Source organism: Oscillatoria nigro-viridis PCC 7112, from assembly GCF_000317475.1.
Lineage (GTDB): Bacteria > Cyanobacteriota > Cyanobacteriia > Cyanobacteriales > Microcoleaceae > Microcoleus > Microcoleus nigroviridis.
This window is the reverse complement of record NC_019729.1, coordinates 3,699,499-3,722,332: the sequence shown is the minus strand read 5'-3', so window position 1 is coordinate 3,722,332 and position 22,834 is coordinate 3,699,499. Positions and strand designations below refer to the sequence as shown.

Here is a 22,834-nt window from a genome sequence, read left to right as displayed (position 1 = left end):
ACAAGAAACAGGCAAGATGCCTGTTTCACAATAAGTAAGTAAGTTTTATTGTGGAGTGGGGTTCTAGCCCGCCCATGAAACACTGATTACAAATAGTGCCAAATCTGAGTATTAATGTACATAATTATCTCCCAGTCTCTAGCAAATGAAAAAATTTCCTATTGTTGGCATCACAACATACAACCGCTGTCCAGCAGGCGAATATCGCTTAAATGGAACTTATATTGATGCAATTCAGGCGGCTGGTGGCATTCCGATTTTACTGCCCCCCAATCAATTAGATCCGGCTAGTATTTTGGATGCAGTAGATGGTTTGATTTTTTCCGGGGGCGGAGATATCAACCCAGAACTTTATGGCGGTTATGTCGATCGCACAGTTTACTCGGTTAATGCAGAACGCGACAATTTTGAATTAAACTTAGCAAAGCTAGCTTTGAAGGCTGACATACCTGTGTTGGGGATTTGCCGGGGAATGCAAATTTTGAACGTAGCCAGCGGCGGCAGTTTGGTGATTCACGTACCGGATGCTTACGGAGACGAGGTTAATCACGGATCGGGAATTCCCCCGCGTGCGATCGAGCATACCATTGAAATTGATCCCAACAGTCGGCTAGCAAAAATTATGGGAAAAACTTCAACAACAGTTGTTTCCTGGCATCATCAAGCAGTGCGGAAGGTAACATCCGATTGGCAAATAGTAGCAAATGCACCTGACACTTTGGTAGAAGCAATGGAACACTGCTCTCACCCTTGGATGATAGCAATTCAATGGCACCCGGAAATGTCGCCAAACTGTTCGTTTAACTCTCGAATTTTTCAGGCTTTCGTAGAAGCAGCAGCTTCAAAATTTATGAATTCTACCAAGTCAGCATCAAAGGCAATTCATACATTTTTATAGTCGCTTATTCTTGATAGTCAGTATCTATTTCAATATCCAGGGTATCTTCATCTATTCGGACATACAGAACATTCGGGCGACAGCAAACCTGACAATCTTCGATATAAGATTGCTCCATTCCGGCGCTGATATCAACAAACGTTGTACTCGGTTCGCCGCAGAAAGCACAGTAATATTCAGCCGTTGTTTGCATTTTTCTCGCACTCTCTTTTTGTGACTTCGTGGCGGTAGCGAAACATATCTGTTAACCGCATTTCCACCCACCAACCTAACAGCAAATCGACAATCGGGCCGCCCGGAATCGAAAATGCGATCGCATCTGTCAATCTAGTCTTGCCATTTTCTGAGGTAAACTCGTGTCGGTGAGTCCAACTTGCCATCGGCCCCTCCGTTTGTTCATCAACAAACAAGCGATATTGTTCGCACTCAGTGTGAGTCGCCACCCATTTTACAGGAATCGGCCCCAATAACAGGCGAAATTCTGATACAGCACCCACATCGAGTCCCCCTTCGCGGCGAATGATTTTCACCGGTTGCCAAGGCGGAGTCAAAAGTTGCAGAATGTCCGGTCTTTCGTGAAAGTTCCAGACTGCTTCAACGGTGGCATTAATTAGGGATGAATATCGAAAATTAGGCATTTTCTAGATTAAGTTAAACAGTTATTTCCGATCGCGTTTCAGCATTTGCAGTATTATCCTCTGTATCAGTACAAACAGCAACAGTTAGTTTCAATCCCAAAGCATTCAGCCAAGTTCCCAGATTATAAATCGCATCACTTCCTTGCTGCGATAGCAATTCATCCAGTTTTTTTAAGTGCAATTCATATTCTTCAGGAGTCATTTTCGGTTGACCCAAAGCTTCTGCTACATCGCCCAGAGCAAGTTTCAGCAATTCAGGTTCCGGGTCGATTTCCTCTATAGTTGCCGTTATATAGGCGGCTGACAATGCCGGATTTTTTCTCAGAGATTCAATCAAAAACGGATGATCTGGAATACTTTTAGCCATTGTTTTAAATCCTGTTGTAATCTGTCCAGTATTCTTTTGCTTGGAGGATATCTCGGTTTTGAGTGCTTTTATCTCCACCGCAGAGGAGAAGCACAATTGTTGTTCCAACTTACCCAAAATAGATTCGGAAACCAGGGCCATACTCTATTCTGAGTTCGCAAACTCCTTCTCCAACTGAACGATAGTCTCCCAAATTACCAGTAACAACCCGATTTAGCCTAGATCGAATCTTGGCTTGAGTGTTTGTATCTTTGAAGGAATCAAACCACTCAGCGAAAGGTACTCTGCCATCTGAGGTGACATAACGCTGAATTTCCTTGGGTTGAACTTCTGGCATAATTGTATTATAGTACGTCGCTCCTTATTTTATCTTGTTAAGTTAGCTTTCAATCTACTTACTTGCAAAGATGCGATCCTCTTCGATGGCTTCGCTAACGCACTTTCGCGTCCGCTATTTCTTAACTAGTAAACTGCAAATCCTTCGTCCTAAAATGACTCATCGCCTCAGCCAAATGCTTCTTCAAAGTCGCCTCCGGTAGCGGCCCTTTTAAATGACTCCAAGGCAAAACCTGGTCCAATTCCCACTCTTGAAAAACATAAAAATCCATCTCCGGCAACTGTCCCCGCAATTCCTTAAAAGCCCGCCGATAACTGCCCAAAGTATCGCCGTAATGGCGCACTAATTCCAACAGCCGAGACAACCGCCGATCGCCCTTTGACAACAAACCCTGAATCACCGACCAGTTATAGCTTTCAGGTCTAAATTCTAAACCCAACTTCCGCAATTCTTTATCTAAAAACTTCAGCCTCTTCTCCGCATCTTTATTCACTCCAAACCACTGAAAAGGAGTGTGAGATTTCGGGACAAAAGTGCTGCATCCCAGAGTCAACCGCAAACCGGGAACAGCTTTTCTAATCCCCCGCATCATCGCCACCGTTTCCTCTAAATCCTCGATTTCTTCACCGGGAATTCCCGCCATTCCGTAAAGCTTAATCCCTTTTAAACCGCCCGCTTTAGCATTGATAGCAGCTTGGATTATTTCGTCATTTGTGAGTTTTTTGTTAACGATTTTGCGGAGGCGATCGCTCCCGCTTTCCACCGCAATCGTCACAGATTTGCTGTCTCTGTTTGTCAAGATTTCTGCCAATTTAACTGTCACGGTATTCGTCCTTACCGAAGAAAGACTCAGCCGCACGCCGTCGTATTTCGGATGATTCAAATGATCCAGCAACTCTTCAAATTCCGGGTGCTGAGTGACCGAAGCACCCAACAAACCCAAACGATTAGTCACAGCTAAACCGCGATCGATCGCCGGAATTAGCGAACCCTCCAAACTCGCAGTCCTAAACGGCAAAGTCAGATAACTTGCCAAACAAAAACGGCACATTTCTGGACAACTCCGAACCACTTCCACCATGTAAATATTTTCCCAAGCTGCTTTTTCTGTCACCACAGTGGAAGCAGATAAAGTATTGCCGCGATAAGTCTGTTTTTCAACCATACTGGGAATTCCCGAATCGACAGGCTGAATCGATTTAATCCCCTCAGCCACATCCAGATAAGTTACTTCGTACAAACTGGGAACGTAAACCCCCGGAACTTGGGCTAAATGCCGCAATTTAGTTTGTCTGTCGGCGGTACGGACTTCTTTACAAGCATCAATAAAATTGTCAATGAGATGTTCGCCATCTCCCAGCAAAATCACATCAAAAAAATCTGCAAAAGGTTCTGGATTAGCAGTAAAAACCGGGCCACCGCCGAATACTATCGGATGATGATCGGTTCGTTGTGACGCCCAAATCGGAATTTCTAGAGATTCCAATAAATTTAGAATATTTACATAGTCTAGTTCCCAAGAAAGCGAAAATCCCAGTAATTCTGGATGTCGGGGAAGTTGTTCGCGGATATCAGTAAATAAACGGCTGACTTCAATATCGGATCGCACAGCCAAAGTTGCCCACACAATCTGATAGCCGAGACTGGTAATACCCACGGTGTACTCGTTGGGAAAAGCAAAAATAGTCGGGATAGCATCAGCATCGGGGGTGGCTGGGGCAAATAGTAAGCGTTCTTGGGCAAATGGATTAGGAGTCATCCGATTTTAGATTTTAGATTTTAGATTTTAGATTTGGGAATTTAGATTTTAGATTTGGGAATTTAGATTTTAGATTTTAGATTTTAGATTTGATAATTTAGATTTTAGATTTTAGATTTGGGATTTTATCCCACGGATAAATCCAGGGGTTTGTGACCAAATTGCTTTTGAGCGCGGGCAAGTTTAGCCTTAGCAATAAAAAATTTAATTATAGCTCATAAATGACTCTAACCTTAAGTTGACACCTACACCTTCTGGTAACAGACAACTGAAAAATGACCGAAAGCAAACGGTACAGCCCGTGGGTGGGTTAATCGAAAATCGAAAATCGAAAATCGAAAATCGATTGACCGAAAGCAATTGGTTGCCAAGCCGCCGGATTCATCAGTGGATCGGCAAAAAAAGCTCGGTCTCCGATAAACCTGAGAACGGTACAGCCCGTGGGTGGTTAATCGAAAATCTAAAATCTAAAATCGATTGACTTGTTGAAAGTTAGTCTGAAATAGAATCGCCATCGTCTTGCCTTCTCGGCGGCGGTGCACTGTGAAAAGTTGCAATCAGCAAACAGATAATCCCAGCATTAATAAACACATCGGCTAGATTAAATACGGGGAACCGAATTATCCGAAAATCGATAAAATCTACAACGTGACCCGAAACAAATCGATCGATCCCGTTCCCCAGTGCTCCCCCCAAAATCAAACCGTAGCCAGCTTGTTCCCAGCGGTTAATTCGCGGCCCGAACCAAGCCAGCACAATCAATCCGACACTAACGCCCAAAGACAGCCAGCGCAACCAAATCGCCCCGCCATTGCTGAACAGACTAAAAGCCGCACCGGTATTAACAACATAAGTGAAGTGAAACACCCCAGGTAACAGCGCCTGCGTCTGCGGAGGAACCGTCAAGTCAAAATTTTGTACCACCCAAAACTTAGTCAGGTGGTCTAAAACTAAACTGATAACAGCAGCCACCCAGAACAAGGGATTTCTTTTAAAACGCATGAATTAAGCAATAGAAAATGGGGCATCGGGCATGAGAGAATTTACTCCAATCTCACTTGTCATTGCGAGCAGAATGCAGTGCAGTAAAGCAATCCCAGCCGCAGCGAGAGGACTCTCCCGTTTCGCAATGTATAGTATAACCTTATTTTGCACAATTACCAGTTACCTCATGCTTCATGCTTCATCCTTCATGCTTCATCCTTCATGCTTCATCCTTCATGCTTCATCCTGACATCCGTTACATCCGTTACAGAATCCGTTGCCGAACTTCCTTCGCAATTAATAAAACATCAAGCGGCGCAAAGTAAATGACAGCACTGCGATCGCACAAACTACCGCCAATTGTCCCGGCAGAGGATAAACCGAATATTTAAGAATCTCATCGAATAAAGGTGTTTTTTTTGCCGGAGGCAGCCAGTAAGTAAAAATTAGATAAATTAAGCCGATCGCGTGAACAGTGAACAAACCGCACAAACAGCTAAAAGCCATAGATTCCAGCCGCGAAGCCACCTTAAAAGCCACCCAGCCGCACACCCAAGCACCAGGCACAAAACCCAGCAAATACCCAAAACTCGCTTCTTTGAGATAGCCGATGCCGCCGCCTTGAGAAAAAACTGGCCACAAAGTTAATCCTAATGCCAAATAAGCAATTTGCGAGAGAGCAGCAGCATTTTTCCCCCCCATGCAGCCTACTAGCAAGACGGCTCCAATTTGATACGTAACACCTAAAGAGTACGCCTGAAGTCCTCGATCGTCCCACAACCCAATCGGAATTGTGACAGATGCAGGCAAAAAAGTGCCTCCTATCGTCAGGAGCAAACCAATAACAGCCCAGATTAATTCAATAGGAGCAGGCATTATAGCAGAAGGAAGAAGAAAGAAGGAAGAAGGAAGAAGAAAGAAGGAAGACCGAAGTTGCAATCGACCGTTTATGTTTGTGCAATTAAGAACGTCCTAACCGTCAGGGCGGTTGCTATATCATCAAACGGCATTCGTCAGAAGGCATTTGTCAGATGCCAGCTTCAATGCCCGCAGCTTTTAAATTCTTAATACTAGCACTACTGTCAAAATAACCACCATTGTATGGTTTTCTGGTTCTCAAGCCTGGATCTTGTGATAATTTAATGGGGAATTTTTCGCGATCGGGCGATCGAATGCTGGTTTCCGTACCAATTTATCCGCTCTGTACCTTATAAAGTCAAGACTGTCAAGAGCATAAATAACATTAATAATATTAATTAATATTAAATTGCCATTAAGTGTAAAGATTCTTAACCTAATCTTTACTTTTGCGCGCTATGCTGATGCGGGACACCCCTATAACGATCGCAGATTTTTTATACCTATGCTTTTTCGTCTCAACTTGATTAATTCAAACCGTGTGACTACTGCAATTTCCGCTATGGCGATCGCCCTGAGTTTAGCAGCTTGCGGCGGTGGCAGCACAACCACAAGCAGCAGCCCCAGCCCCGGCGACACCGCAGCATCCCCCGGCGCATCCCCCGTTGCAGCCACCGGCACAGCAGCAAACACCAAACTCGCCCTAGCCTCAGACGTAGCCCTGACGGGTGCCGGCGCGACATTTCCTGCCCCCCTCTACCAGCGTTGGTTTCAAGATTTCAACACAACCAACCCCAAATTACAGATCAATTATCAGTCAGTGGGCAGCGGCGCCGGAGTCGAACAGTTTACCAAAGGCACAGTAGACTTTGGAGCCAGCGACACCGCCATGAATGACGAGGAAATTGCCAAGGTGCCGCCGGACAAAGGCCTGCTCATGCTGCCGATGTCGGCTGGTAGCATCGTGCTCGGCTACAACCTACCTGACGTACCCGAACTGAAGTTGCCGAGAGACGTTTACACAAATATCTTCTTGGGGAACATCACCAAGTGGAACGACCCCAAAATTGCTGCTGCTAACCCAGGCGCTAAACTGCCAGACCAAAATATCACAGTTGTACACCGTTCTGACGGCAGTGGCACGACAGGAGTGTTCACGAAACACCTCAGCGCCATCAGTCCAGAATGGAAAGAAAAAGTAGGGGAAGGCAAGACAGTAGAGTGGCCTTCTCCCGGTAAGCTTGGCGGCAAGGGGAATGAAGGTGTCACGGCTTCTATTCAACAAACCGTTGGCGCTATAGGCTACATTGAGTACGGCTACGCCAAGAACAACAATGTCCAGTTTGCTGCCCTGGAAAATAAAGCCGGCAATTTTGTAGTGTACACCGACGCAGCGGGGGCAAAAACCCTTGAAGCAGTGGTACTACCGGAGAATCTCCGGGCGTTCATTTCCGATCCGGAAGGGGCAGACTCCTATCCTATAGTTAGCTACACTTGGATGCTCGTACCCAAAACAGTGGCTGACCCCAACAAAGCTAAAGCCGTCGAGGCCATGATTGAATACGGCTTGAATGAAGGTCAAAAAGTTAGTTCCGAATTGGGCTACGTTCCTCTGCCCCAAAACGTTAAAGAAAAAGTAGCCACGGCCGCTGACGGTATCAGCCCAGACTATAAGATTGAGGTTGCCAAATAGCAATTGAAGGAAGAAGGAAGAGGGAAGACGGAAGACGGAAGACGGAAGACGGAAGACGGAAGACGGAAGAAAAAAAGAGAGATATTTCTGTAGGGGCGGGTTTTACCAGAAATATTTGTTGAAAACTCAGGGGATTAATAAACCCGCCCCTCTCTCTTTGATTTTATTTATGGTCTTTCTTTCTGCTTCCTTCTAGCTTTTTCCGAAACAGGCTATTTTCCGCTACTATATATTTGGTTTTTTTTTCTATGATTTCAGATAATCACAGCGCTCCATCAGAGAGCCGATCGCGCTCTCAAGCAGAAAAATCCTTAGACCAAGGCTTTATCTGGCTGACGCGGATTTTGGGAATAGGAGTTGGTGTAATTTTGCTGGCAATCGCCCTCACCGTTGCTTACAGGGCTTTACCTGCGATTCAACAGTACGGTTTGGGCTTTCTGTTTGGCAGTAGCTGGAATCCGGTTAAAGAAGAGTACGGCGCGCTGCCGATGATTTACGGGACGATCGTCAGTTCGGCGATCGCGCTCCTAATTGCAGTACCATTAGGAGTAGGGACTGCCATCTTCTTGAGCGAAGATTTTTTGCCGCTGCCAGTGCGTACAGCTTTAGTTTTTTTAGTAGAACTTTTAGCTGCCATTCCCAGCGTAGTCTACGGTTTGTGGGGAATTGCTGTATTGATTCCCATTATTAGCACTGTCGGAAAGTTTCTCAACAGTAACTTCGGATGGCTGCCGATTTTTAGCACTCCGCCAGTCGGCCCGGGAATGTTGCCAGCCGGAGTAATTTTGGGAATCATGACTTTGCCCATTATTACTGCTATCTCCCGCGACTCTTTAGCAAGTCTCCCGCCAGAATTGCGACAAGCATCTCTAGGTTTAGGAGCAACTCGCTGGACAACCATTTTTAGAGTGCTCGTACCGGCGGCTTTTTCCGGCATTGTCGGCGGAATTATGCTCGGGCTCGGTCGCGCGATGGGAGAAACAATGGCTGCAACTCTGTTAATTGGCAATTCCAATCAGTTAAGTCTTTCTGTGCTAGCTCCGGCAAATACTATTGCTTCTCTGATGGCAAATCAGTTTGCGGAAGCTTCGGGATTGCAAGTTGCTGCTCTGATGTACACGGGGCTAATTCTGTTTATTCTGACGCTGATTGTTAATATTTTGGCAGAGTGGATTGTTTCTCAAGTAAGAGCGAAGTACAACTAGAAGTTGACCGCCATTTCCTACATAGTTTTAGTTTATGTCAAATAGCGTCTCCAATGAGAATCCTTTGGTATCGAAAACAGGCAGTTTAAAGAAGGTTAAAAACAGCCCGCAAGCGCTGTTTAGTCTGGGGATGACTGTACTCGCTGGAGCTAGTCTGGCCATTACTCTGCTGCCTTTGTTTGCAGTTCTTTCCTATGTCACGGTACAAGGTTTCAATCGCCTGAATTTAGACTTGTTTACCAAGCTGCCACCGCCGCCCGGACTATCGGGAGGCGGTATTGCTAATGCAATTCTCGGTACATTGATGACGGTGGGAATTGCTTCTTTAATTGCTGTTCCTTTTGGTGTATTGGCAGCAGTTTATTTGTCGGAGTTCAGCAGCGGCCAAGTCGCTCGCTGGGTACGCTTTGCTACTAATGTCCTCAGCGGCGTTCCTTCGATTATTGCCGGGGTATTTGCCTACGGTTTGTTCGTGGTAAATATGGGAGGTTTTTCGGCAATTGCAGGGGGCGCGGCGCTTGCCGTGCTGATGTTGCCGACGATTGTGCGGACTACTGATGAAGCTCTACAAATCGTCCCGCAAGATATTAGATGGGCGTCGGTTGGTGTGGGTGCTTCTAATTATCAGACAGTGTTGCTGGTGGTTTTGCCTGCGGCAATTCCGGCTATTTTAACGGGTGTGACTCTGGCAATTGCTCGCGCTGCCGGAGAAACTGCTCCTCTGATTTTCACGGCGCTGAATTCGCCTTTCTGGCCTGCAGGATTTGATAAGCCAACTCCGAGTCTTTCGGTTCTGGTGTACAACTTTGCAACGGTTCCTTTTAAGGCACAGAAAGAATTGGCCTGGGCGGCATCTTTGATTTTGGTCTTTATGGTTTTATTGACGAGTATTCTTTCTCGCTGGGCTACTCACAAAAAAGTGTATTGAAGGGTGAGTTGTAAACAGGCATTCATGCACTTATGGTGAAGGCCGAATGTAACCCAGGTCTTGAGTAAAATTTGAGAGGATTTTTACCTGTATGATGATGGATTTAGACAAGCAAACGGAAACAATTTTACGGACAGAAAATATCAATATTTTTTACGGCGCTTTTCACGCGGTTAAAAATGTTTGTATGGAGATTCCTAAAAATCGAATTACTGCTTTGATAGGGCCGTCTGGCTGCGGTAAAAGTACAATTCTGCGGTGTTTTAACCGCCTCAACGATTTAGTTAACGGTTTTCGTTTAGAGGGTAGAATTGATTACTACGGTCAAAATCTTTACGCTCCTGATATTGATGCTGTAGAGGTGCGCCGCAAGATTGGGATGGTATTCCAAAAGCCGAATCCTTTCCCGAAGTCGATTTATGACAATATTGCCTACGGTGCGAGGGTGAACAATTATAAGGGGGATATGGATGAGCTGGTGGAGAAGTCGCTCCGCCAAGCTTATTTGTGGGATGAGGTGAAGGATAAGTTGAAGCAAAGCGGTTTTTCTCTTTCGGGTGGCCAGCAGCAGCGTTTGTGTATTGCTAGGGCGATCGCGATTAATCCTGATGTAGTGTTAATGGATGAACCTTGCGCTTCTCTTGACCCGATTTCTACGATTAAGATTGAGGAGTTGATGCGGGAACTCAAGGAGAAGTATACGATTGTGATCGTTACTCACAATATGCAGCAGGCTTCTCGGGTTTCTGACCTGACTGCTTTTTTTAATGCTAAACTTTCTGACGATGGGAAGCGGTTTGGCTATCTTGTGGAGTGTGACAAGACTGAGGTAATTTTCCAAAGTCCGAAGGAAGAGTCTACTTTAGATTATGTCAGCGGCCGTTTTGGTTGAGTCCCCGACAGGTTTCAACCTGTCGCTACGCAAACTGTCGTCCCTCTCGCTTGAGACTAAAAACATTTAATTTGCTGAGTTTGGTAGCGACAAAAAAAACCGCGTAAAACTTTTCTGAATTGAGAATCCCGTTTTCTTGGAGAAAGCGGGATTCTGGATTTTATGATTAAAAGCTCGATCGTACTTTTTGCAGATACAAGCCACTGATTTTTGTCAAGAAATTCTGAAGAGTTCACATATTCTTCATCCAATGTTTTAACAGGTTTTCTTTGACCATGTTTTGCCGCATAACTTCGAGCAAGTATTCCTGAGCTTGGTCTTGGCTTAAGCTTTTGACTTGTTCGCGTAGCACTTGCAGTTTGAACTGCTGCTCCATACTGAGACTGGTTGTAGGCATATCCATAATAGCTCCTCCAGTTTGCTGATATCGCTGCGAGACGGATCGGGATGACGTTTTGCAGGATTTTTTGTGTCTCCTACATTGTAAACTATCATAACATTCGCTTGACAATATGTCCAAAGTACACATTTTGAGACTAATTTGTGTAGCAAAAGTACATCTAAGTGGGGGGAGCTCTATCATAAAAAGGCGTAAAGACCGGGAAGCCTAAGCCAAAGGAGATAGTTTGTATGGATGCAATGGAGTTTTTTCAGAGCAGTGCTGGGGAGTGGCGATCGCAGCGCAGCACTCACCACCTGGCTTTCCGCCAAGCGGAGATTGGGGATTCAAATATTCAGGTAACGGCCCTGGGTGCGGATGACGCGCGAGTCGCGGAGATTTGCAAGATGCACGAAGTCGATCCGAGCCGGGCTGCTGGGGGGGCTTTTGTGACTTGGCACGGCTCGATGGCGTGGGATAAGGATGATGAGAATCATAAAGGGTCTACGGTGTTCGCGATCGTCCCCGATCCTGAAAATCCCCGGCAGGGTTTGATGTTGCGCGAACGGGGCTATGCGGAAATTGTGCCGGTGGCTGGCCGTTTTGAGATGGATGACGAGGATGGGCTGCTGCTGATTACGGAATACGAGACGATGAGTTCGATCGAGCGTTTTTGGTTTGCTAATCCGAACGTGCGGATGCGGACGAGTACCGTAAAGCGCTTTGGCGGTTTCAGCACATCGACATTTTGTACCGAAATTCGGGTGCAACCAGACTCGGATGCAACATCAGAACCCGCAGCAGATCGAGTGGCCGGCAGCGAGTTTTATTCGGCTCTGGGGTGGTAATTTGGCTGTTGGCTGTTGGATGTTGACTGCTGACTGCTGACTGTTGAGTGTTGATTGTTGAGTGTTGACTGCCCACTGCCCACTGCCCACTGCCCACTGACAACAGTCAACAGTCAACTGACAACCGTCAACAAATGTTACAGATTGTTGCAAAAATTCAGGAAAATCAGATTTAGATTGCGGGAATCCCCTAATCTGTATGTTGGTTAGTTGTATCCGTTATGCTGGCAGCTCGCGGTGTCAACTATTTCTGAAATTTGAGATAACGGAGATTTTAACGTGGCGCTACCTTTGATAAACTACGCCCCCAAAAGCCAAAACCAGCGCGTAGCTGGTTTTGAAACAGGGAGCGACGAGCAGCCCAGAATTTTCACAACTGAAAATGTGCTCTCGTCTGGAGACATGGAAAATTTGATTTGGGCTGGATATCGCCAGATTTACAGCGAACACCAAATCCTCAAGAGCAACCGCCAAAAGTCTTTGGAGTCGCAACTCAAGTTCGGCCAAATTACTGTGCGGGACTTTATTCGCGGTTTGGCGATTTCGGCTCCTTTCCTAGAGCGGAATTACCAAACTAACAGCAACTATCGGTTTGTAGAAATGTGCGTGCAGCGCATTTTGGGCCGGGATGTGTACAGCGAGCGCGAAAAGATTGCTTGGTCGATCGTGGTAGCAAATAAGGGGCCTCAAGGTTTTATTGACGAGTTGATCAATAGCGAAGAGTACCTGGATAAGTTCGGCTACGATACCGTACCTTACCAGCAGCGCCGAATTTTGCCTCAGCGAGTTGGAGGGGAAACTCCTTTCAACTTAAAAACGCCCCGCTACGGTGAGTACCACCGTTCGCAGCTTGGCTTCCCGCAAATCATCTGGCAGACAAGTGTCCGCCGTTTTGTTCCTCAAGAACAGCAGCCCAAGGCTGGCGATCCGTCGAACTATTTGGGTATGGCGCGCAATATGCCCCTGCCTGCTACTCCGCCGCAGCGCGTGCCTCTAGCTAATATCAATATCGACACGATGGTTCCCCGTCGTCGGTAATTGATGCTGCCCTGATGCGATTATTTGTGTCGGGCATCGACTGAATCGATCGGCTTTTAGGCTGAGAGAGTTTTGAGTCTTGAGTTTTGAGGTTTGAGTTTTTTGATAAACTTGGAATCCAAAACTCGGGACTCATACTTTTTGGGGAAAAAAGGAAGTTCGGCAACCAGCAATGTATGGGATTTAACAGATAAATATTACAGTTGAATAGAAGCCCTTCTTCGCTCTCCTATCTTTAAATGTATCTGCGTTCATCTGCGTTCATCTGCGGTTTTCTTCTTGTATCAAAGATTTAGGCAAGAAGTTTAATGAAAAAAAAAAGCGGAAAAAATGTTTATAGTAAGGAATTTAGTCATTAAAAAGGTAAAGGATCTGGTTCTGACGGTAACAGACTTACGCCAGTATAAGCTGATTGGAGCCGATCGAAAATGTATTCAAAAGCTTCTTCAAAGTGTCTGGGTTCATCAATGAGAATCTTGAATTCGTGACCCCAAGGATAAACCGTAACAATAAAATTGTCAATAACTTTGTTAACACTCAAAGATATTTCGACTGTTTCGCGATCGCCCTTTTGGGGATTTTCTGGATTTTCGCAAACATCGATCGCACCATCAAAATACAGTATCCCATTGTCATCAAACTTCTGATTTTGGTTGTGAATCGGGCATTCCAAATAATCGCTCATTTGCTGGATAAAAATTTCACTAAAATCCTGACAAGCTTCGCAGGATTCGCGGTATGCTTGCCGGGATGCGGCGTAAGCTTTACAAAGTTCCTCAAATTTAGACATAGAAATTACCAGTGTTAACTGCCCAAAATATCAAATATTAGCCCGCAACCGCAATATTTTCAACAAGGTGTTGAATTGATCTGGCAAAGGTGCGATCGCCTCTATTAATTCTCCGGTTACGGGATGCTGCAATGTCAGCCGCCATGCGTGGAGGGCTTGTCCGGTTAAATTGACGCCGATAGAACGGTTGGAACTGTACATCGGGTCGCCGACAATGGGATGTTTTATTTCCGCTGTATGCACGCGAATTTGATGGGTGCGGCCGGTTTCTAATTGATAGTGCATTAAGCAATAGTTGCCGATTCTTTCTTTGATTGTCCAGTGAGTAACTGCAGGGCGACCGCCTTTTTCTACTGGTACTACCGCCATTTTTTTGCGGTCTGTGGGATGCCGACCGATGGGTAAGTCTATTGTGCCTGTTTCGGTGCTGGGAGTGCCGTAAACTACGCCTAAATACTCCCGGCGGGCCGTTTTGGTTTTGAGTTGGGCTTGCAGGTGTTGGTGAGCGATGTCGGTTTTGGCGATCGCGATCGCACCTGTTGTATCTTTGTCTAATCTGTGGACGATTCCCGGCCGCTGAACTCCGCCTATTTCTGCTAGGGGACAGTGGGCTAAGAGGGCGTTGACTAATGTACCGTCTGCGTGTCCGGCGGCTGGGTGGACGACTAATCCGGCGGGTTTGTTGATGATAATTAGGCTGTCGTCTTCGTAGAGAATGTCGAGGGGAATTGCTTCGGGCTGCAAGGAAGTGGGCTGGGTTTCGGGTAATGTGAGGTGGATGCGATCGCCCGTTTTTACTGATATTTTTTTCGAGGTGCAGGTTTCGTCATTGACTTTGACGTTACCTTGTGATATGAGGGTTTGGATGCGCGATCGGGATAAGTCCGGTATCTGGTTTGACAGCCAAATATCTAATCGCCGATCGACATTATTTTGATTTAATTCCCCTGTATTTTCAACTGTGTAAATCTGTGCCGCAGTGTCTGTTTCTATCATTTACTTTCTTTGGTAATCGGTAATCATATCATGTCCGAGCGATTAACCATACTATCCCGGTCGGGGCGGGTTTTTGGGATGGGAGATTGTTGGCAGGTATTGTTGGTGAACCGGCCCCTACAAAAATCCCGGCCCCTCAACCGGACATGATATCACTAATTTAAAATCGATCGATTTGTATGCAGTAAATATCTTGTATGGGCGGGTTTTACCAACAATAATTGCCTAAAACCAATAATCTCGTAAACCCGCCCCAGCCAAACGATAAATCGCAATCTAAATCTTTCAAGATACAAAGTGCGGGTTTCACCAACAATACGCGCCTGTAACTAACAATCTCGTAAACCCGCCCCCACTTGGGCGGTAAATCTAAAATCACCGACAATTATCGCAGTGGCCGCACTGCATAGATTTCGCCTCAGTTGCAAACCCAAAAGCTTGCAGTAGAAATTGCCACCTACACTGCCGATGTTTCAGATATTTTACCATTTCCTCAGCAGCGGTAGAGTTTTGTTTTTCACCTTTTTGCTGGGGAGATTTATCGATCGCATAATTAAAAGGATCTCGCCATGTTAATTGTCCGCTGCTGTGCAAGATTGAAAGGGCGATCGCACTTTCGGGAAATTCGCGGGAAACAGCTTCTATATCGCCTTTAACTGGCAGTTGTTTGGATAATTGCTGAGCTTCTCGGTATTGCGATCGCAATTTATCTTGAAAAAATTGCCCTCTTTGTTTATCTTCAGGATAAAGCAAACCCGTAGGTTCGCTAATCAATGTCAGGGCGATCGCCGATTTGCCGTCCCGTCCGCCTCTACCAATTTCCTGAATGTATTCCGATAATAGCAAAGGTGCTTGAAAGTGAACAACCCAGCGAACGTCTGGCTTGTTAATTCCCATCCCAAATGCTGAGGTACAAGTTACAAATTTAATGTCATTGTTCAGCCAAGCTGTTTCTATTTTTCGTCGTGATTCTGGACTCAAACCTGCATGATATGCTGCTGTTTCATAACCTGCTGCTTCCAACAAATCCGCCAAGCTTTCGCTATCTTTTATCGTGCGGACATAGACTAAACCTGCTTGTTTTGGTCGAGCTTTGATAAAATTTAATAACTGCTGCTTGCGTCCTCTCGGCGTCCAGACTGTTTGCACTTGCAGGTGCAGGTTAGAACGGTACGGACTTAGCAGAAATGCTTCGGGTTTTTGCAGTTGCAAGACATTTTTGATTGTTTGCTGTGCTTCCGGGTTGGCGGTAGCGGTGAAAGCTGCGATCGCAATTTTACTGTTTGCCGGTTTAGCTTTCAACAAAGCAGATCGCACTGTTCCCAAACGGCGGTAAGCTGGTCGAAAAGTATCACCCCACTGCACTAAACAGTGAGCTTCATCTAATATTAAACCGTTGATTTGGATGTGCGGCTGACTGATAATTTCCCAAACAGGTTTACTGAGTAATGTTTCGGGAGACAGGTACAGCAATCTTAATTTGTTTTGTTGCAGCGACTGCATAGTTTGTCGGCGCTGCGCTGTTGGCAATTGACTGTGGAGGAGGGAAGCGGGCAGATTGCGATCGCGCAATTCTTGCACTTGATTTTCCATCAGTGCGACTAACGGCGAAACTACCAACGTTAAGCCTGTTTGTAACAAAGCTGGCAGTTGAAAGCAGATTGATTTGCCGCCACCCGTCGGCATAATTATAATTGTATCTTTTCCGGCTAATAAACTGCCGACGATTTCTCCTTGGGGTGGTCGAAAGTCGTCGTATCCCCAGATTTTTTGAAAGGCGGCGCGGGCTTGATTTAATGATGTTGGTTCTGGTTGGTATTTCATTTGATTTATCCCCAAATCAGGCGTAATGCGAGCAGTGCGTGCCCTGCATAATTAACTTTTGTGTAAGTCCTGATGTACCAATAAACTGGGTGGCTGGTTTCATAGTATGCAAGTATCGAGCAGAATAAGTGTTAATTTAATAACAGTTAATAATTTTACTTTTTGAATTATGAATGCAAGCACGTTAAGCGAAGTTTTCAGCTATCGGCAAAAGACTTGCGATCTTTTCGATACAGCAGGTCTAGCAGAAGCAGTGCATGAAGATGGTTTTGCGCTGATTCCCGGTGTACTCAGTCCGTCGGAAGTGGCGCAAACCAAGGAAGCACTCGATCGCCTGCAACCCTTCGGACTCGATGGTAGCAGTTGGAGTGAATTGAACCAGCATTTTAAATGCGTGTTTAATCGCGATCGGCTGTGGCTTTCCTATGCCGATCGACCGGGTATAATTGAGTTAGCAGAAGCATTAATGGGCAGCGATTGCCACATTATCGGCATGACTGCGTGGAAAAGCGGGCCCGGTTACGATGGTTGGCGCGTCCACGTCGATCAGGTGTTTGTACCCGTGCCCGAAAGCGTGTTTGCCGACGATCGCACTTTTCAACTGCCAGTATGGATTTGTACAGCCCATTTCTATCTCAGCGACATCGCAGAAGACCTCTGTCCTACTTACATTATTCCCGGTAGTCACAAATCTGGTCGAAAACCCGATCGCGGGGAAGAAACTTGGAACGGACAATCTCCAGAACCAGTTTTGTGCAAAGCTGGAGATGTGTTATTTTTCCGCAGTGAAATTTGGCACTCCGGCGGCAAAAATACGACAACAGATGGAACTCGCTACTTACTGCAAGTGCATTATTCCCACCGCAACATCGCGCAGAAATTTTCGCCTTGGCCGTGGCAGTTCAATCCCGAAATTCTCGCTACCGCTACTGAACGGCAACTGCGGCTTTTAGGCAAACATCCTGAGTCAAATTACGGTTGAAATACATTGCTAATTTGGTTTGAGGCGCGAGTGATAATAGACGGGAAATGTCATATTTATTTGAGATTTTGAGTTTTGGATTTGAGATTGCGATCGATTCTAGAGGCTGGTAAATCTCCGAATATCTCGAGCAATCCAAAATCCAAAATCCCAAATCTAAAATCGCCTAAGATTGACCGTCTCGGCGGCCGAGCTCGTACACGCCGCCGCCAATACAGGCGATCGTACCCATAGATACCGCCCAACCAGTACCCAGAGACAATTCGACGCCCCAATTGCACAATCCGCCCGCAATCAAAAAGGGCACAATGCTCAACAGCGAAGCGTAAAAGGCATTTTGGGCTTCTCTGGCTTGGCGGGTTCTTTCAAACTCGGCTTCTGAGGTGTAGAGGGATCTCTCAGCAAAATTCATCCAGCGGTTGAGTTGCAGGATTACCCATTCTGTCAGGGGCGACAGGCCCCAGTACAGGGCCAAAGACCACAAGGACGCACCGGCGATCGCAGTTGCGTCTATGGCAAAGCTAAAAGGAAAAATTTCAGTAAGCATTGCTTGATGTGTGTGTTATGAATTTGAAATTTTGGATGACATCCAAAATCCTGGAAGTAACTAAACTATAGTGTCAAGCAAAAGCTCGATCGAATTCAACCGCAGCATGAATTCCTCGGCCAATTTTTTTCGATCGCCCCCGGGCATTTACCCGGAAGCCTTGACACCGGTTTTGGATGGAGTAAGATACACGTTGTTGATAAACTGATTCGCGATCGCGGGTAGAGCTCGAAGCCAATCTTGCAGCGAATTGGCATAACTTACATCTTGCACCCTTGTCAGAAACGGACTTTCCGGCCCGTTCCACAAAGAATGATTTTTTTGTGGAACGGGCAGGAAAGCCCGCCCCTGAAAGCTTTATTGACAAGGGTGCAAGATGCGATCCTAACAGACAACGCAAACTCACACACATTTAACTTTGAGCCGTGAAAAAAATCCTGCAAGACTCTAGAGGCCCGCTGACGGCAAAACGCTTTTTTCGTCTCAGACAGATGCTGCTGCTGGCACTTTCGATCGGCATTGTGTTGATCGGCCCTTATTTGCAGCAGCAGGTGGTCAAAGCTCAGTCAGGCTTACCAAGCAGAGTAGCGACGGGTAATTTGTGGCAAGAAGCTTCTTTTCCAGTCGAAAACTTTGAAACATACACTTCCCCCTTCGGTCCCCGCGGCGGGGATTTTCATTACGGTTTGGACTTGGCCGCCCCGGAAGGCAGCTATATCCGCAATTGGTGGGGCGGGCAAATTGTGGAAGTTTGGGAAGATGGCCGATGCGGCACTGGTATGGTGGTGCGATCGGGAAATTGGGAACACATCTACTGTCACCTCAGAGGCCGAGTGCTAACGGCTAACGGCGGGCGTTATTATACCGATCGCGAAGGTACATTGCAAATTTGGCAAGGTCAAACAGTGCCTGCGGGTGCGAGAATTGCCAGAGTTGGGATGACCGGCCGCACGAGTGGACCTCACTTACACTGGGGATTGAAGTACGGCGGCCGCTGGGTAGACCCGGCTTTGGTACTCCGGGAAATGTACGCGCAACAATCTTAATTTGTCATTAGTTAGCAGTCATTAGTCATTAGTTAGCAGTCATTAGTTAGCAGTCATTTTTCTTGGTTTGTAGTAAGGACTAAAGTCCTGATTTTTTCGAGAATGAGGAATAAAGTTCTCACTACAAACTTGAATAACTAATGACTAATGACTAATGACAACTGACTAATGACTAATTCACGTTGGTGCTAACTCTTTTTTGGTCAACTGGGTGTAGCGATCGACAATTTGGCGGAATTCGTCGCCGTCGATCGTTTCTTCATCCAACAGCACTTCGACAAGTTTGTCTACCAAAGCGCGGTTTTCGCGGATAATCCGGCGAGCTTCTTCGTAGCACTCAAAGGCAATTTCCCGGACTTGGCGATCGATCTTGATTGCCATTTCTTCGGAATACTCGGATCGCGAATTCCAGCTTTGACCCAAAAACACCTCACTGTTCGGACTTTCCAAAGCCACAGGCCCCAAATCCGACATTCCGTAAAGCGTTACCATCTCCCTCGCGAGACTGCTGACTTTTCTGAGATCGCTACCGGCACCGGTGTCGATTTCAGCATCGCCATAAATTTCGGCCTCCGCCGCCCGTCCGCCCAATGCTACTGTAATCCGGTTTAACAGCAAAGCCCGACTCCTCAAACCTTCGCTGTCGAGCATTTCGTCGTCGAGCACAAAGCTAGTAAAGCCTTCGATGCCGCCGGAACGGGGAATAATCGTTACTTTTTCCACGGGGTCGGCATTTTTGAGCATGGTCGCGACTAGGGCGTGTCCGACTTCGTGGTATGCTGTCATCCACTTTTTCTTGCTGTCCAGCAGCGGGTTGAGGGTAAGCCCGATCGTGATCCGGTCGATCGCGTCGTGAACTTCTAAGTTGCTAATCGTGTCTTTGCGACGCCTCGCTGTGAGAATAGCTGCTTCGTTGAGCAAGTTTGCCAAGTCGGCGCCGGAAAAGCCGGGAGTGCGGCGGGCGATCGTGTCTAGGGCAACTTCTGGGTCGAGTTTTTTGTTGCGCGCGTGAACTTGCAAAATCCCCAAACGCCCTTTATAGCTTGGCAAATCTACCGTTACTTGCCGATCGAACCTGCCGGGGCGCAGCAGGGCGGTATCGAGTACGTCGGGGCGGTTGGTAGCTGCTATCACAATCACGCCGCTGTTACCCTCAAACCCGTCCATTTCTGTCAGCAACTGGTTGAGAGTTTGTTCGCGTTCGTCGTTGCCGCCGCCGATACCAGCGCCGCGCTGCCTTCCTACGGCGTCTATTTCGTCGATGAAGACGATGCAGGGCGAATTTTCTTTAGCTTTCTTGAACAAGTCGCGGACGCGGGAGGCGCCAACTCCGACAAACATTTCGACAAATTCGGAACCGGAGATGCTGAAGAAGGGGACGGCTGCTTCGCCTGCAATGGCTTTTGCCAGCATTGTTTTGCCGGTTCCTGGAGGCCCGATTAACAGAACTCCTCTGGGAATTTTTGCGCCGATGGCGTTGAAGCGTTCGGGTTTTTTGAGGAAGGTTACGACTTCTTGCAGTTCTTCTTTAGCTTCTTCGATGCCTGCTACGTCGTCGAACATCACGCCGGTTTTGGCTTCCATTTGGAAACGGGCTCTGGATTTGCCGAAGTTCATGGCATTTCCTTGAGATTGGGTCGATCGGCGCAGGATTGCCATCAGCACTGCCAACACTGCAAAAATCACTAGCAAGTTTACTACTAAACTGACTGCGGCGGCGTTGTCGGCTGTTTGTTTGACTTCAAAGTCAATCTTTTTGGCGCGGATTTGCGAGTACAGTTCTCGGTTGTTGTAATCGAACAGACTAACTGATTGGGTTTGATCGCTTTTTTGATTTTTTAGCCTAACCTTGGCAATTTTTTGAGTTTCGTCTACTTCGATTCTACTGACTTGCCCTTTTTCTATGTTGTCGATCAGTTGGCTGTAACTCATGGTGTTTGGCGCGCTTTCGGCAAACACCGGGGTCGAGAGCAATATTCCTTGAGAAATCACCAAACTGCCCAGGATGCGCCAAAGATTCCGTCCTGGAATTGATTTTTTAGGATTCTGGCTCGACTTGTCTTTGTTTACAGCTAGATGCCCCAGCCATGCGTGTTTCCAAGAATTTTTCATATTGCTTTGCCGAAGGTTGAAGACTGCCAAGATTGACCGCTTTTGGTTTGCTACGTTCATTTATTTTAACAAGAGGGCGGGTGTTGAATGGGTTTATCTCTCGCGGGCATCTGAAGAAACGCCTCAAGAGGGGGGTTTTGAATCCACGGCTCCTCAAGAAACCGGGTTTTTTACCTAATCTGCGGGCTATAACCAAGGATTTTGCTCAAAAAACCCGGTTTCTCGGGCCCGTTCTTGAACTTACGCACTGCGACTCAGAAACCGGGTTTTTCCCCAAATATGTGGCTTTTACAAAGAATTTTTGCAAAAACCCGGTTTCTCGGCCACGTCCCTAAATCTAAAATCTCAAATCGATGGATTTTGCTCAAAAAACCCCGTTGCTGGGCTCCCTCCGTAAATCTAAAATCTACAATCTAAAATCTAAAATCGATTGACAGTTGCCGATCGAACTTGCTATGTTAGTCATAGTCGTAATGAGTACGCTTTAGTCGAGCAGTTATTGTTTTTAAGCTTTATGGTAAAAATTGTCGGCATTGGTGGAAGTTTGCGGACTGGCTCCTACAGCCAGTTAGCGTTGAAGGTAGCAGCAGAACGGGCCGAGGCCTTGGGCGCTGAAGTTGAAATATTCGATTTGCGATCGCTCAAGCTGCCCTTTTGCGACGGTGAGAATGATTATCTCGATTACCCGGATGTGGAAAAGCTGCGAAATGCGGTTAAGCAAGCCGACGGCTTGATTTTGGCAACGCCGGAGTATCACGGTAGCGTCAGCGGTGCTCTCAAGAATGCCCTGGATTTGATGAGTTTTGAGCATTTGGACGGGAAAGTTGCGGGTGCGATTAGCGTTTTGGGAGGGCAAGTTAACAGCAACGCACTCAACGATTTGCGAACCATTTTGAGATGGGTGCACGCTTGGGTAATTCCCGAACAAATTGCGATCGGACAAGCTTGGAAAGCTTTTAGTCCCGACGGTAAATTGTTGGATGAAAAACTGTCTGAAAGGTTCGACGAATTTGCTCGGAGTTTAGTGAAAAATACGCGGAAATTGCGAGGAATTTCTTAGGGATGAGAATTAAATAAAATCCACTTTTCATGACTGTTGTGGGATGGGCTCTTATAGCCCGTCCAAAAAGGGCGGGCTATAAGAGCCCACCCCACTTTCAAGAGTGTAAGTTATTTAATTTTCATTCCTTAGCAGACGGCTTGCTTTCGCCAGTAGTCATTGGTAATGGGTTATTGGGAATGGGGAATTGGTAGTAACTAACCAATAACCAATAACTCATGACTATTGGTAATGGGCAAGGAGTAATTTGTATTGGTTATTGGCAATTGGTAATTTGTAGCAACTGACAACTGACAACTGACAACTGACAACTGACTTCAAAATGGCATATCGATCATGTCTCCGAAAGGATGGGGTACGTCGATCGGCATTCTTCCGGGTTTTGACTCATATTTGTCTATCCACTTTTTGGCCAATTCCAAAGCTTCCTCCTCAGTCTTGGCATTTTGGACGGCGACGTGGCGGTTGCCGCGGCTATCCCAAACCTCGACGTAGAAGACTTTCTGAGATTGAATAATCCAACCTTTATAAGTGTCTGCTGGTTCCATAGTGAGAATCCTAAAATAATCGGGCGGGGAGTTCGAGTGGCGAGCTAATTGTAAATATTGCCCTGTGTAAAATGAATTTTACGGGGGTTTCTATAGTATTTTTGG

Annotated in this window: 24 protein-coding genes and 1 pseudogene; 10 read left to right on the top strand and 15 right to left on the bottom strand. The window is 46.4% G+C overall.

Going from position 1 to position 22,834, the window contains the following annotated elements:
* Nucleotides 1–145: 145 nt before the first annotated feature.
* Nucleotides 146–898 carry a gamma-glutamyl-gamma-aminobutyrate hydrolase family protein gene (locus OSC7112_RS15710; RefSeq protein ID WP_015176828.1) on the top strand — a complete coding sequence of 251 codons (753 nt, stop codon included), beginning with the start codon at nucleotides 146–148 and terminating at the stop codon, nucleotides 896–898.
* 4 nt (nucleotides 899–902) lie between these two features.
* Here OSC7112_RS15710 and OSC7112_RS15705 read toward each other — a convergent pair whose 3' ends face one another.
* The 7 genes and pseudogenes from OSC7112_RS15705 to OSC7112_RS15670 form a co-directional block, all read right to left on the bottom strand.
* Nucleotides 903–1,091 (bottom strand): CPXCG motif-containing cysteine-rich protein, encoded by a 189-nt coding sequence (locus OSC7112_RS15705; protein WP_015176827.1) that lies wholly within the window; start codon nucleotides 1,089–1,091, stop codon nucleotides 903–905.
* Complete coding sequence (locus OSC7112_RS15700) at nucleotides 1,075–1,536, bottom strand: SRPBCC family protein (RefSeq protein ID WP_015176826.1); 462 nt, start codon at nucleotides 1,534–1,536, stop codon at nucleotides 1,075–1,077. The genes OSC7112_RS15705 and OSC7112_RS15700 overlap by 17 nt, the downstream gene beginning before the upstream one ends.
* Before the next feature lie 13 nt (nucleotides 1,537–1,549).
* Nucleotides 1,550–1,903, bottom strand: a complete 354-nt coding sequence (locus tag OSC7112_RS15695) for a helix-turn-helix domain-containing transcriptional regulator (protein WP_041622561.1) — start codon at nucleotides 1,901–1,903, stop codon at nucleotides 1,550–1,552.
* Nucleotides 1,904–1,907: 4 nt separating this feature from the next.
* Nucleotides 1,908–2,240: pseudogene (locus tag OSC7112_RS15690) on the bottom strand (type II toxin-antitoxin system RelE/ParE family toxin).
* 121 nt (nucleotides 2,241–2,361) lie between these two features.
* Nucleotides 2,362–3,999, bottom strand: coding sequence for a B12-binding domain-containing radical SAM protein (locus OSC7112_RS15685; RefSeq protein WP_015176823.1), 1,638 nt, complete (start codon nucleotides 3,997–3,999; stop codon nucleotides 2,362–2,364).
* Nucleotides 4,000–4,491: 492 nt separating this feature from the next.
* On the bottom strand, nucleotides 4,492–5,001 hold the full coding sequence (lspA, locus tag OSC7112_RS15675) for a signal peptidase II (protein ID WP_015176822.1): 510 nt from the start codon (nucleotides 4,999–5,001) through the stop codon (nucleotides 4,492–4,494).
* 279 nt (nucleotides 5,002–5,280) lie between these two features.
* Nucleotides 5,281–5,859, bottom strand: a complete 579-nt coding sequence (locus tag OSC7112_RS15670) for a biotin transporter BioY (protein WP_006635529.1) — start codon at nucleotides 5,857–5,859, stop codon at nucleotides 5,281–5,283.
* A gap of 487 nt (nucleotides 5,860–6,346) precedes the next feature.
* Between OSC7112_RS15670 and pstS the strand changes: the two genes are divergently transcribed.
* The 4 genes from pstS (at nucleotide 6,347) to pstB (ending at nucleotide 10,559) form a co-directional block, all read left to right on the top strand.
* Nucleotides 6,347–7,534, top strand: a complete 1,188-nt coding sequence (gene pstS, locus OSC7112_RS15665) for a phosphate ABC transporter substrate-binding protein PstS (RefSeq protein WP_041622559.1) — start codon at nucleotides 6,347–6,349, stop codon at nucleotides 7,532–7,534.
* A gap of 248 nt (nucleotides 7,535–7,782) precedes the next feature.
* The gene (pstC, locus tag OSC7112_RS15660; protein WP_015176820.1) at nucleotides 7,783–8,739 is read left to right on the top strand and encodes a phosphate ABC transporter permease subunit PstC; all 957 of its coding nucleotides are present in this window, start codon (nucleotides 7,783–7,785) and stop codon (nucleotides 8,737–8,739) included.
* 34 nt (nucleotides 8,740–8,773) lie between these two features.
* Nucleotides 8,774–9,667, top strand: a complete 894-nt coding sequence (pstA, locus tag OSC7112_RS15655; RefSeq protein WP_015176819.1) for a phosphate ABC transporter permease PstA — start codon at nucleotides 8,774–8,776, stop codon at nucleotides 9,665–9,667.
* A 91-nt stretch (nucleotides 9,668–9,758) separates the two neighbouring features.
* The gene (gene pstB / locus OSC7112_RS15650; protein ID WP_015176818.1) at nucleotides 9,759–10,559 is read left to right on the top strand and encodes a phosphate ABC transporter ATP-binding protein PstB; all 801 of its coding nucleotides are present in this window, start codon (nucleotides 9,759–9,761) and stop codon (nucleotides 10,557–10,559) included.
* Between the two features lie 232 nt (nucleotides 10,560–10,791).
* On the opposite strand, the gene OSC7112_RS15640 is transcribed toward pstB, so the two are convergent.
* Complete coding sequence (locus tag OSC7112_RS15640; protein WP_015176817.1) at nucleotides 10,792–10,962, bottom strand: NblA/ycf18 family protein; 171 nt, start codon at nucleotides 10,960–10,962, stop codon at nucleotides 10,792–10,794.
* A gap of 227 nt (nucleotides 10,963–11,189) precedes the next feature.
* Between OSC7112_RS15640 and OSC7112_RS15635 the strand changes: the two genes are divergently transcribed.
* Together OSC7112_RS15635 and OSC7112_RS15630 are read left to right on the top strand one after the other, a co-directional pair.
* Nucleotides 11,190–11,786: a phycobiliprotein lyase gene (locus OSC7112_RS15635; RefSeq protein ID WP_015176816.1), complete on the top strand. Its 597-nt coding sequence runs from the start codon at nucleotides 11,190–11,192 to the stop codon at nucleotides 11,784–11,786.
* Between the two features lie 279 nt (nucleotides 11,787–12,065).
* The gene (locus tag OSC7112_RS15630; protein WP_015176815.1) at nucleotides 12,066–12,824 is read left to right on the top strand and encodes a phycobilisome rod-core linker polypeptide; all 759 of its coding nucleotides are present in this window, start codon (nucleotides 12,066–12,068) and stop codon (nucleotides 12,822–12,824) included.
* A 355-nt stretch (nucleotides 12,825–13,179) separates the two neighbouring features.
* On the opposite strand, the gene OSC7112_RS15625 is transcribed toward OSC7112_RS15630, so the two are convergent.
* The 3 genes from OSC7112_RS15625 to OSC7112_RS15615 all read right to left on the bottom strand — a co-directional run bounded on the left by OSC7112_RS15625 (nucleotide 13,180) and on the right by OSC7112_RS15615 (nucleotide 16,434).
* A complete protein-coding gene (locus OSC7112_RS15625) occupies nucleotides 13,180–13,614 on the bottom strand; it encodes a hypothetical protein (RefSeq protein WP_015176814.1) in 435 nt (144 codons plus the stop codon).
* Between the two features lie 30 nt (nucleotides 13,615–13,644).
* On the bottom strand, nucleotides 13,645–14,610 hold the full coding sequence (locus OSC7112_RS15620) for an RluA family pseudouridine synthase (RefSeq protein WP_015176813.1): 966 nt from the start codon (nucleotides 14,608–14,610) through the stop codon (nucleotides 13,645–13,647).
* 375 nt (nucleotides 14,611–14,985) lie between these two features.
* On the bottom strand, nucleotides 14,986–16,434 hold the full coding sequence (locus tag OSC7112_RS15615) for a RecQ family ATP-dependent DNA helicase (protein ID WP_015176812.1): 1,449 nt from the start codon (nucleotides 16,432–16,434) through the stop codon (nucleotides 14,986–14,988).
* A 169-nt stretch (nucleotides 16,435–16,603) separates the two neighbouring features.
* Here OSC7112_RS15615 and OSC7112_RS15610 point away from each other — a divergent pair, with 169 nt between their 5' ends.
* Nucleotides 16,604–17,416, top strand: coding sequence for a phytanoyl-CoA dioxygenase family protein (locus OSC7112_RS15610; RefSeq protein ID WP_015176811.1), 813 nt, complete (start codon nucleotides 16,604–16,606; stop codon nucleotides 17,414–17,416).
* 166 nt (nucleotides 17,417–17,582) lie between these two features.
* Here the strand turns inward: OSC7112_RS15610 and OSC7112_RS15605 are convergent, their stop codons facing one another.
* Both OSC7112_RS15605 and OSC7112_RS39790 read right to left on the bottom strand, forming a co-directional pair.
* A complete protein-coding gene (locus tag OSC7112_RS15605; protein WP_015176810.1) occupies nucleotides 17,583–17,963 on the bottom strand; it encodes a hypothetical protein in 381 nt (126 codons plus the stop codon).
* Between the two features lie 147 nt (nucleotides 17,964–18,110).
* Nucleotides 18,111–18,272 (bottom strand): hypothetical protein, encoded by a 162-nt coding sequence (locus OSC7112_RS39790; protein WP_190274405.1) that lies wholly within the window; start codon nucleotides 18,270–18,272, stop codon nucleotides 18,111–18,113.
* A 182-nt stretch (nucleotides 18,273–18,454) separates the two neighbouring features.
* Here OSC7112_RS39790 and OSC7112_RS15600 point away from each other — a divergent pair, with 182 nt between their 5' ends.
* Nucleotides 18,455–19,009, top strand: a complete 555-nt coding sequence (locus tag OSC7112_RS15600) for a M23 family metallopeptidase (RefSeq protein WP_190274429.1) — start codon at nucleotides 18,455–18,457, stop codon at nucleotides 19,007–19,009.
* A gap of 177 nt (nucleotides 19,010–19,186) precedes the next feature.
* Here the strand turns inward: OSC7112_RS15600 and ftsH are convergent, their stop codons facing one another.
* The gene (gene ftsH, locus OSC7112_RS15595; protein WP_015176808.1) at nucleotides 19,187–21,121 is read right to left on the bottom strand and encodes an ATP-dependent zinc metalloprotease FtsH; all 1,935 of its coding nucleotides are present in this window, start codon (nucleotides 21,119–21,121) and stop codon (nucleotides 19,187–19,189) included.
* Nucleotides 21,122–21,635: 514 nt separating this feature from the next.
* Here ftsH and OSC7112_RS15590 point away from each other — a divergent pair.
* Nucleotides 21,636–22,181, top strand: coding sequence for an NADPH-dependent FMN reductase (locus OSC7112_RS15590; RefSeq protein ID WP_015176807.1), 546 nt, complete (start codon nucleotides 21,636–21,638; stop codon nucleotides 22,179–22,181).
* Between the two features lie 317 nt (nucleotides 22,182–22,498).
* On the opposite strand, the gene OSC7112_RS15585 is transcribed toward OSC7112_RS15590, so the two are convergent.
* Complete coding sequence (locus OSC7112_RS15585; protein ID WP_006635545.1) at nucleotides 22,499–22,729, bottom strand: hypothetical protein; 231 nt, start codon at nucleotides 22,727–22,729, stop codon at nucleotides 22,499–22,501.
* Nucleotides 22,730–22,834 lie beyond the last annotated feature (105 nt).

Coding starts and splice junctions, on each gene's coding strand:
- OSC7112_RS15615 (WP_015176812.1), bottom strand. CDS start 16,434: ATGAAATACCAACCAGAACCAACATCATTAAATCAAGCCCGCGCCGCC.
- pstA (WP_015176819.1), top strand. CDS start 8,774: ATGTCAAATAGCGTCTCCAATGAGAATCCTTTGGTATCGAAAACAGGC.
- OSC7112_RS15700 (WP_015176826.1), bottom strand. CDS start 1,536: ATGCCTAATTTTCGATATTCATCCCTAATTAATGCCACCGTTGAAGCA.
- OSC7112_RS15640 (WP_015176817.1), bottom strand. CDS start 10,962: ATGGATATGCCTACAACCAGTCTCAGTATGGAGCAGCAGTTCAAACTG.
- lspA (WP_015176822.1), bottom strand. CDS start 5,001: ATGCGTTTTAAAAGAAATCCCTTGTTCTGGGTGGCTGCTGTTATCAGT.
- OSC7112_RS15670 (WP_006635529.1), bottom strand. CDS start 5,859: ATGCCTGCTCCTATTGAATTAATCTGGGCTGTTATTGGTTTGCTCCTG.
- OSC7112_RS15605 (WP_015176810.1), bottom strand. CDS start 17,963: ATGCTTACTGAAATTTTTCCTTTTAGCTTTGCCATAGACGCAACTGCG.
- OSC7112_RS15710 (WP_015176828.1), top strand. CDS start 146: ATGAAAAAATTTCCTATTGTTGGCATCACAACATACAACCGCTGTCCA.
- OSC7112_RS15620 (WP_015176813.1), bottom strand. CDS start 14,610: ATGATAGAAACAGACACTGCGGCACAGATTTACACAGTTGAAAATACA.
- OSC7112_RS15600 (WP_190274429.1), top strand. CDS start 18,455: ATGCTGCTGCTGGCACTTTCGATCGGCATTGTGTTGATCGGCCCTTAT.
- pstS (WP_041622559.1), top strand. CDS start 6,347: ATGCTTTTTCGTCTCAACTTGATTAATTCAAACCGTGTGACTACTGCA.
- OSC7112_RS15625 (WP_015176814.1), bottom strand. CDS start 13,614: ATGTCTAAATTTGAGGAACTTTGTAAAGCTTACGCCGCATCCCGGCAA.
- OSC7112_RS15610 (WP_015176811.1), top strand. CDS start 16,604: ATGAATGCAAGCACGTTAAGCGAAGTTTTCAGCTATCGGCAAAAGACT.
- OSC7112_RS15695 (WP_041622561.1), bottom strand. CDS start 1,903: ATGGCTAAAAGTATTCCAGATCATCCGTTTTTGATTGAATCTCTGAGA.
- pstB (WP_015176818.1), top strand. CDS start 9,759: ATGATGATGGATTTAGACAAGCAAACGGAAACAATTTTACGGACAGAA.
- ftsH (WP_015176808.1), bottom strand. CDS start 21,121: ATGAAAAATTCTTGGAAACACGCATGGCTGGGGCATCTAGCTGTAAAC.
- OSC7112_RS15635 (WP_015176816.1), top strand. CDS start 11,190: ATGGATGCAATGGAGTTTTTTCAGAGCAGTGCTGGGGAGTGGCGATCG.
- OSC7112_RS15590 (WP_015176807.1), top strand. CDS start 21,636: ATGGTAAAAATTGTCGGCATTGGTGGAAGTTTGCGGACTGGCTCCTAC.
- OSC7112_RS15585 (WP_006635545.1), bottom strand. CDS start 22,729: ATGGAACCAGCAGACACTTATAAAGGTTGGATTATTCAATCTCAGAAA.
- OSC7112_RS15685 (WP_015176823.1), bottom strand. CDS start 3,999: ATGACTCCTAATCCATTTGCCCAAGAACGCTTACTATTTGCCCCAGCC.
- pstC (WP_015176820.1), top strand. CDS start 7,783: ATGATTTCAGATAATCACAGCGCTCCATCAGAGAGCCGATCGCGCTCT.
- OSC7112_RS15705 (WP_015176827.1), bottom strand. CDS start 1,091: ATGCAAACAACGGCTGAATATTACTGTGCTTTCTGCGGCGAACCGAGT.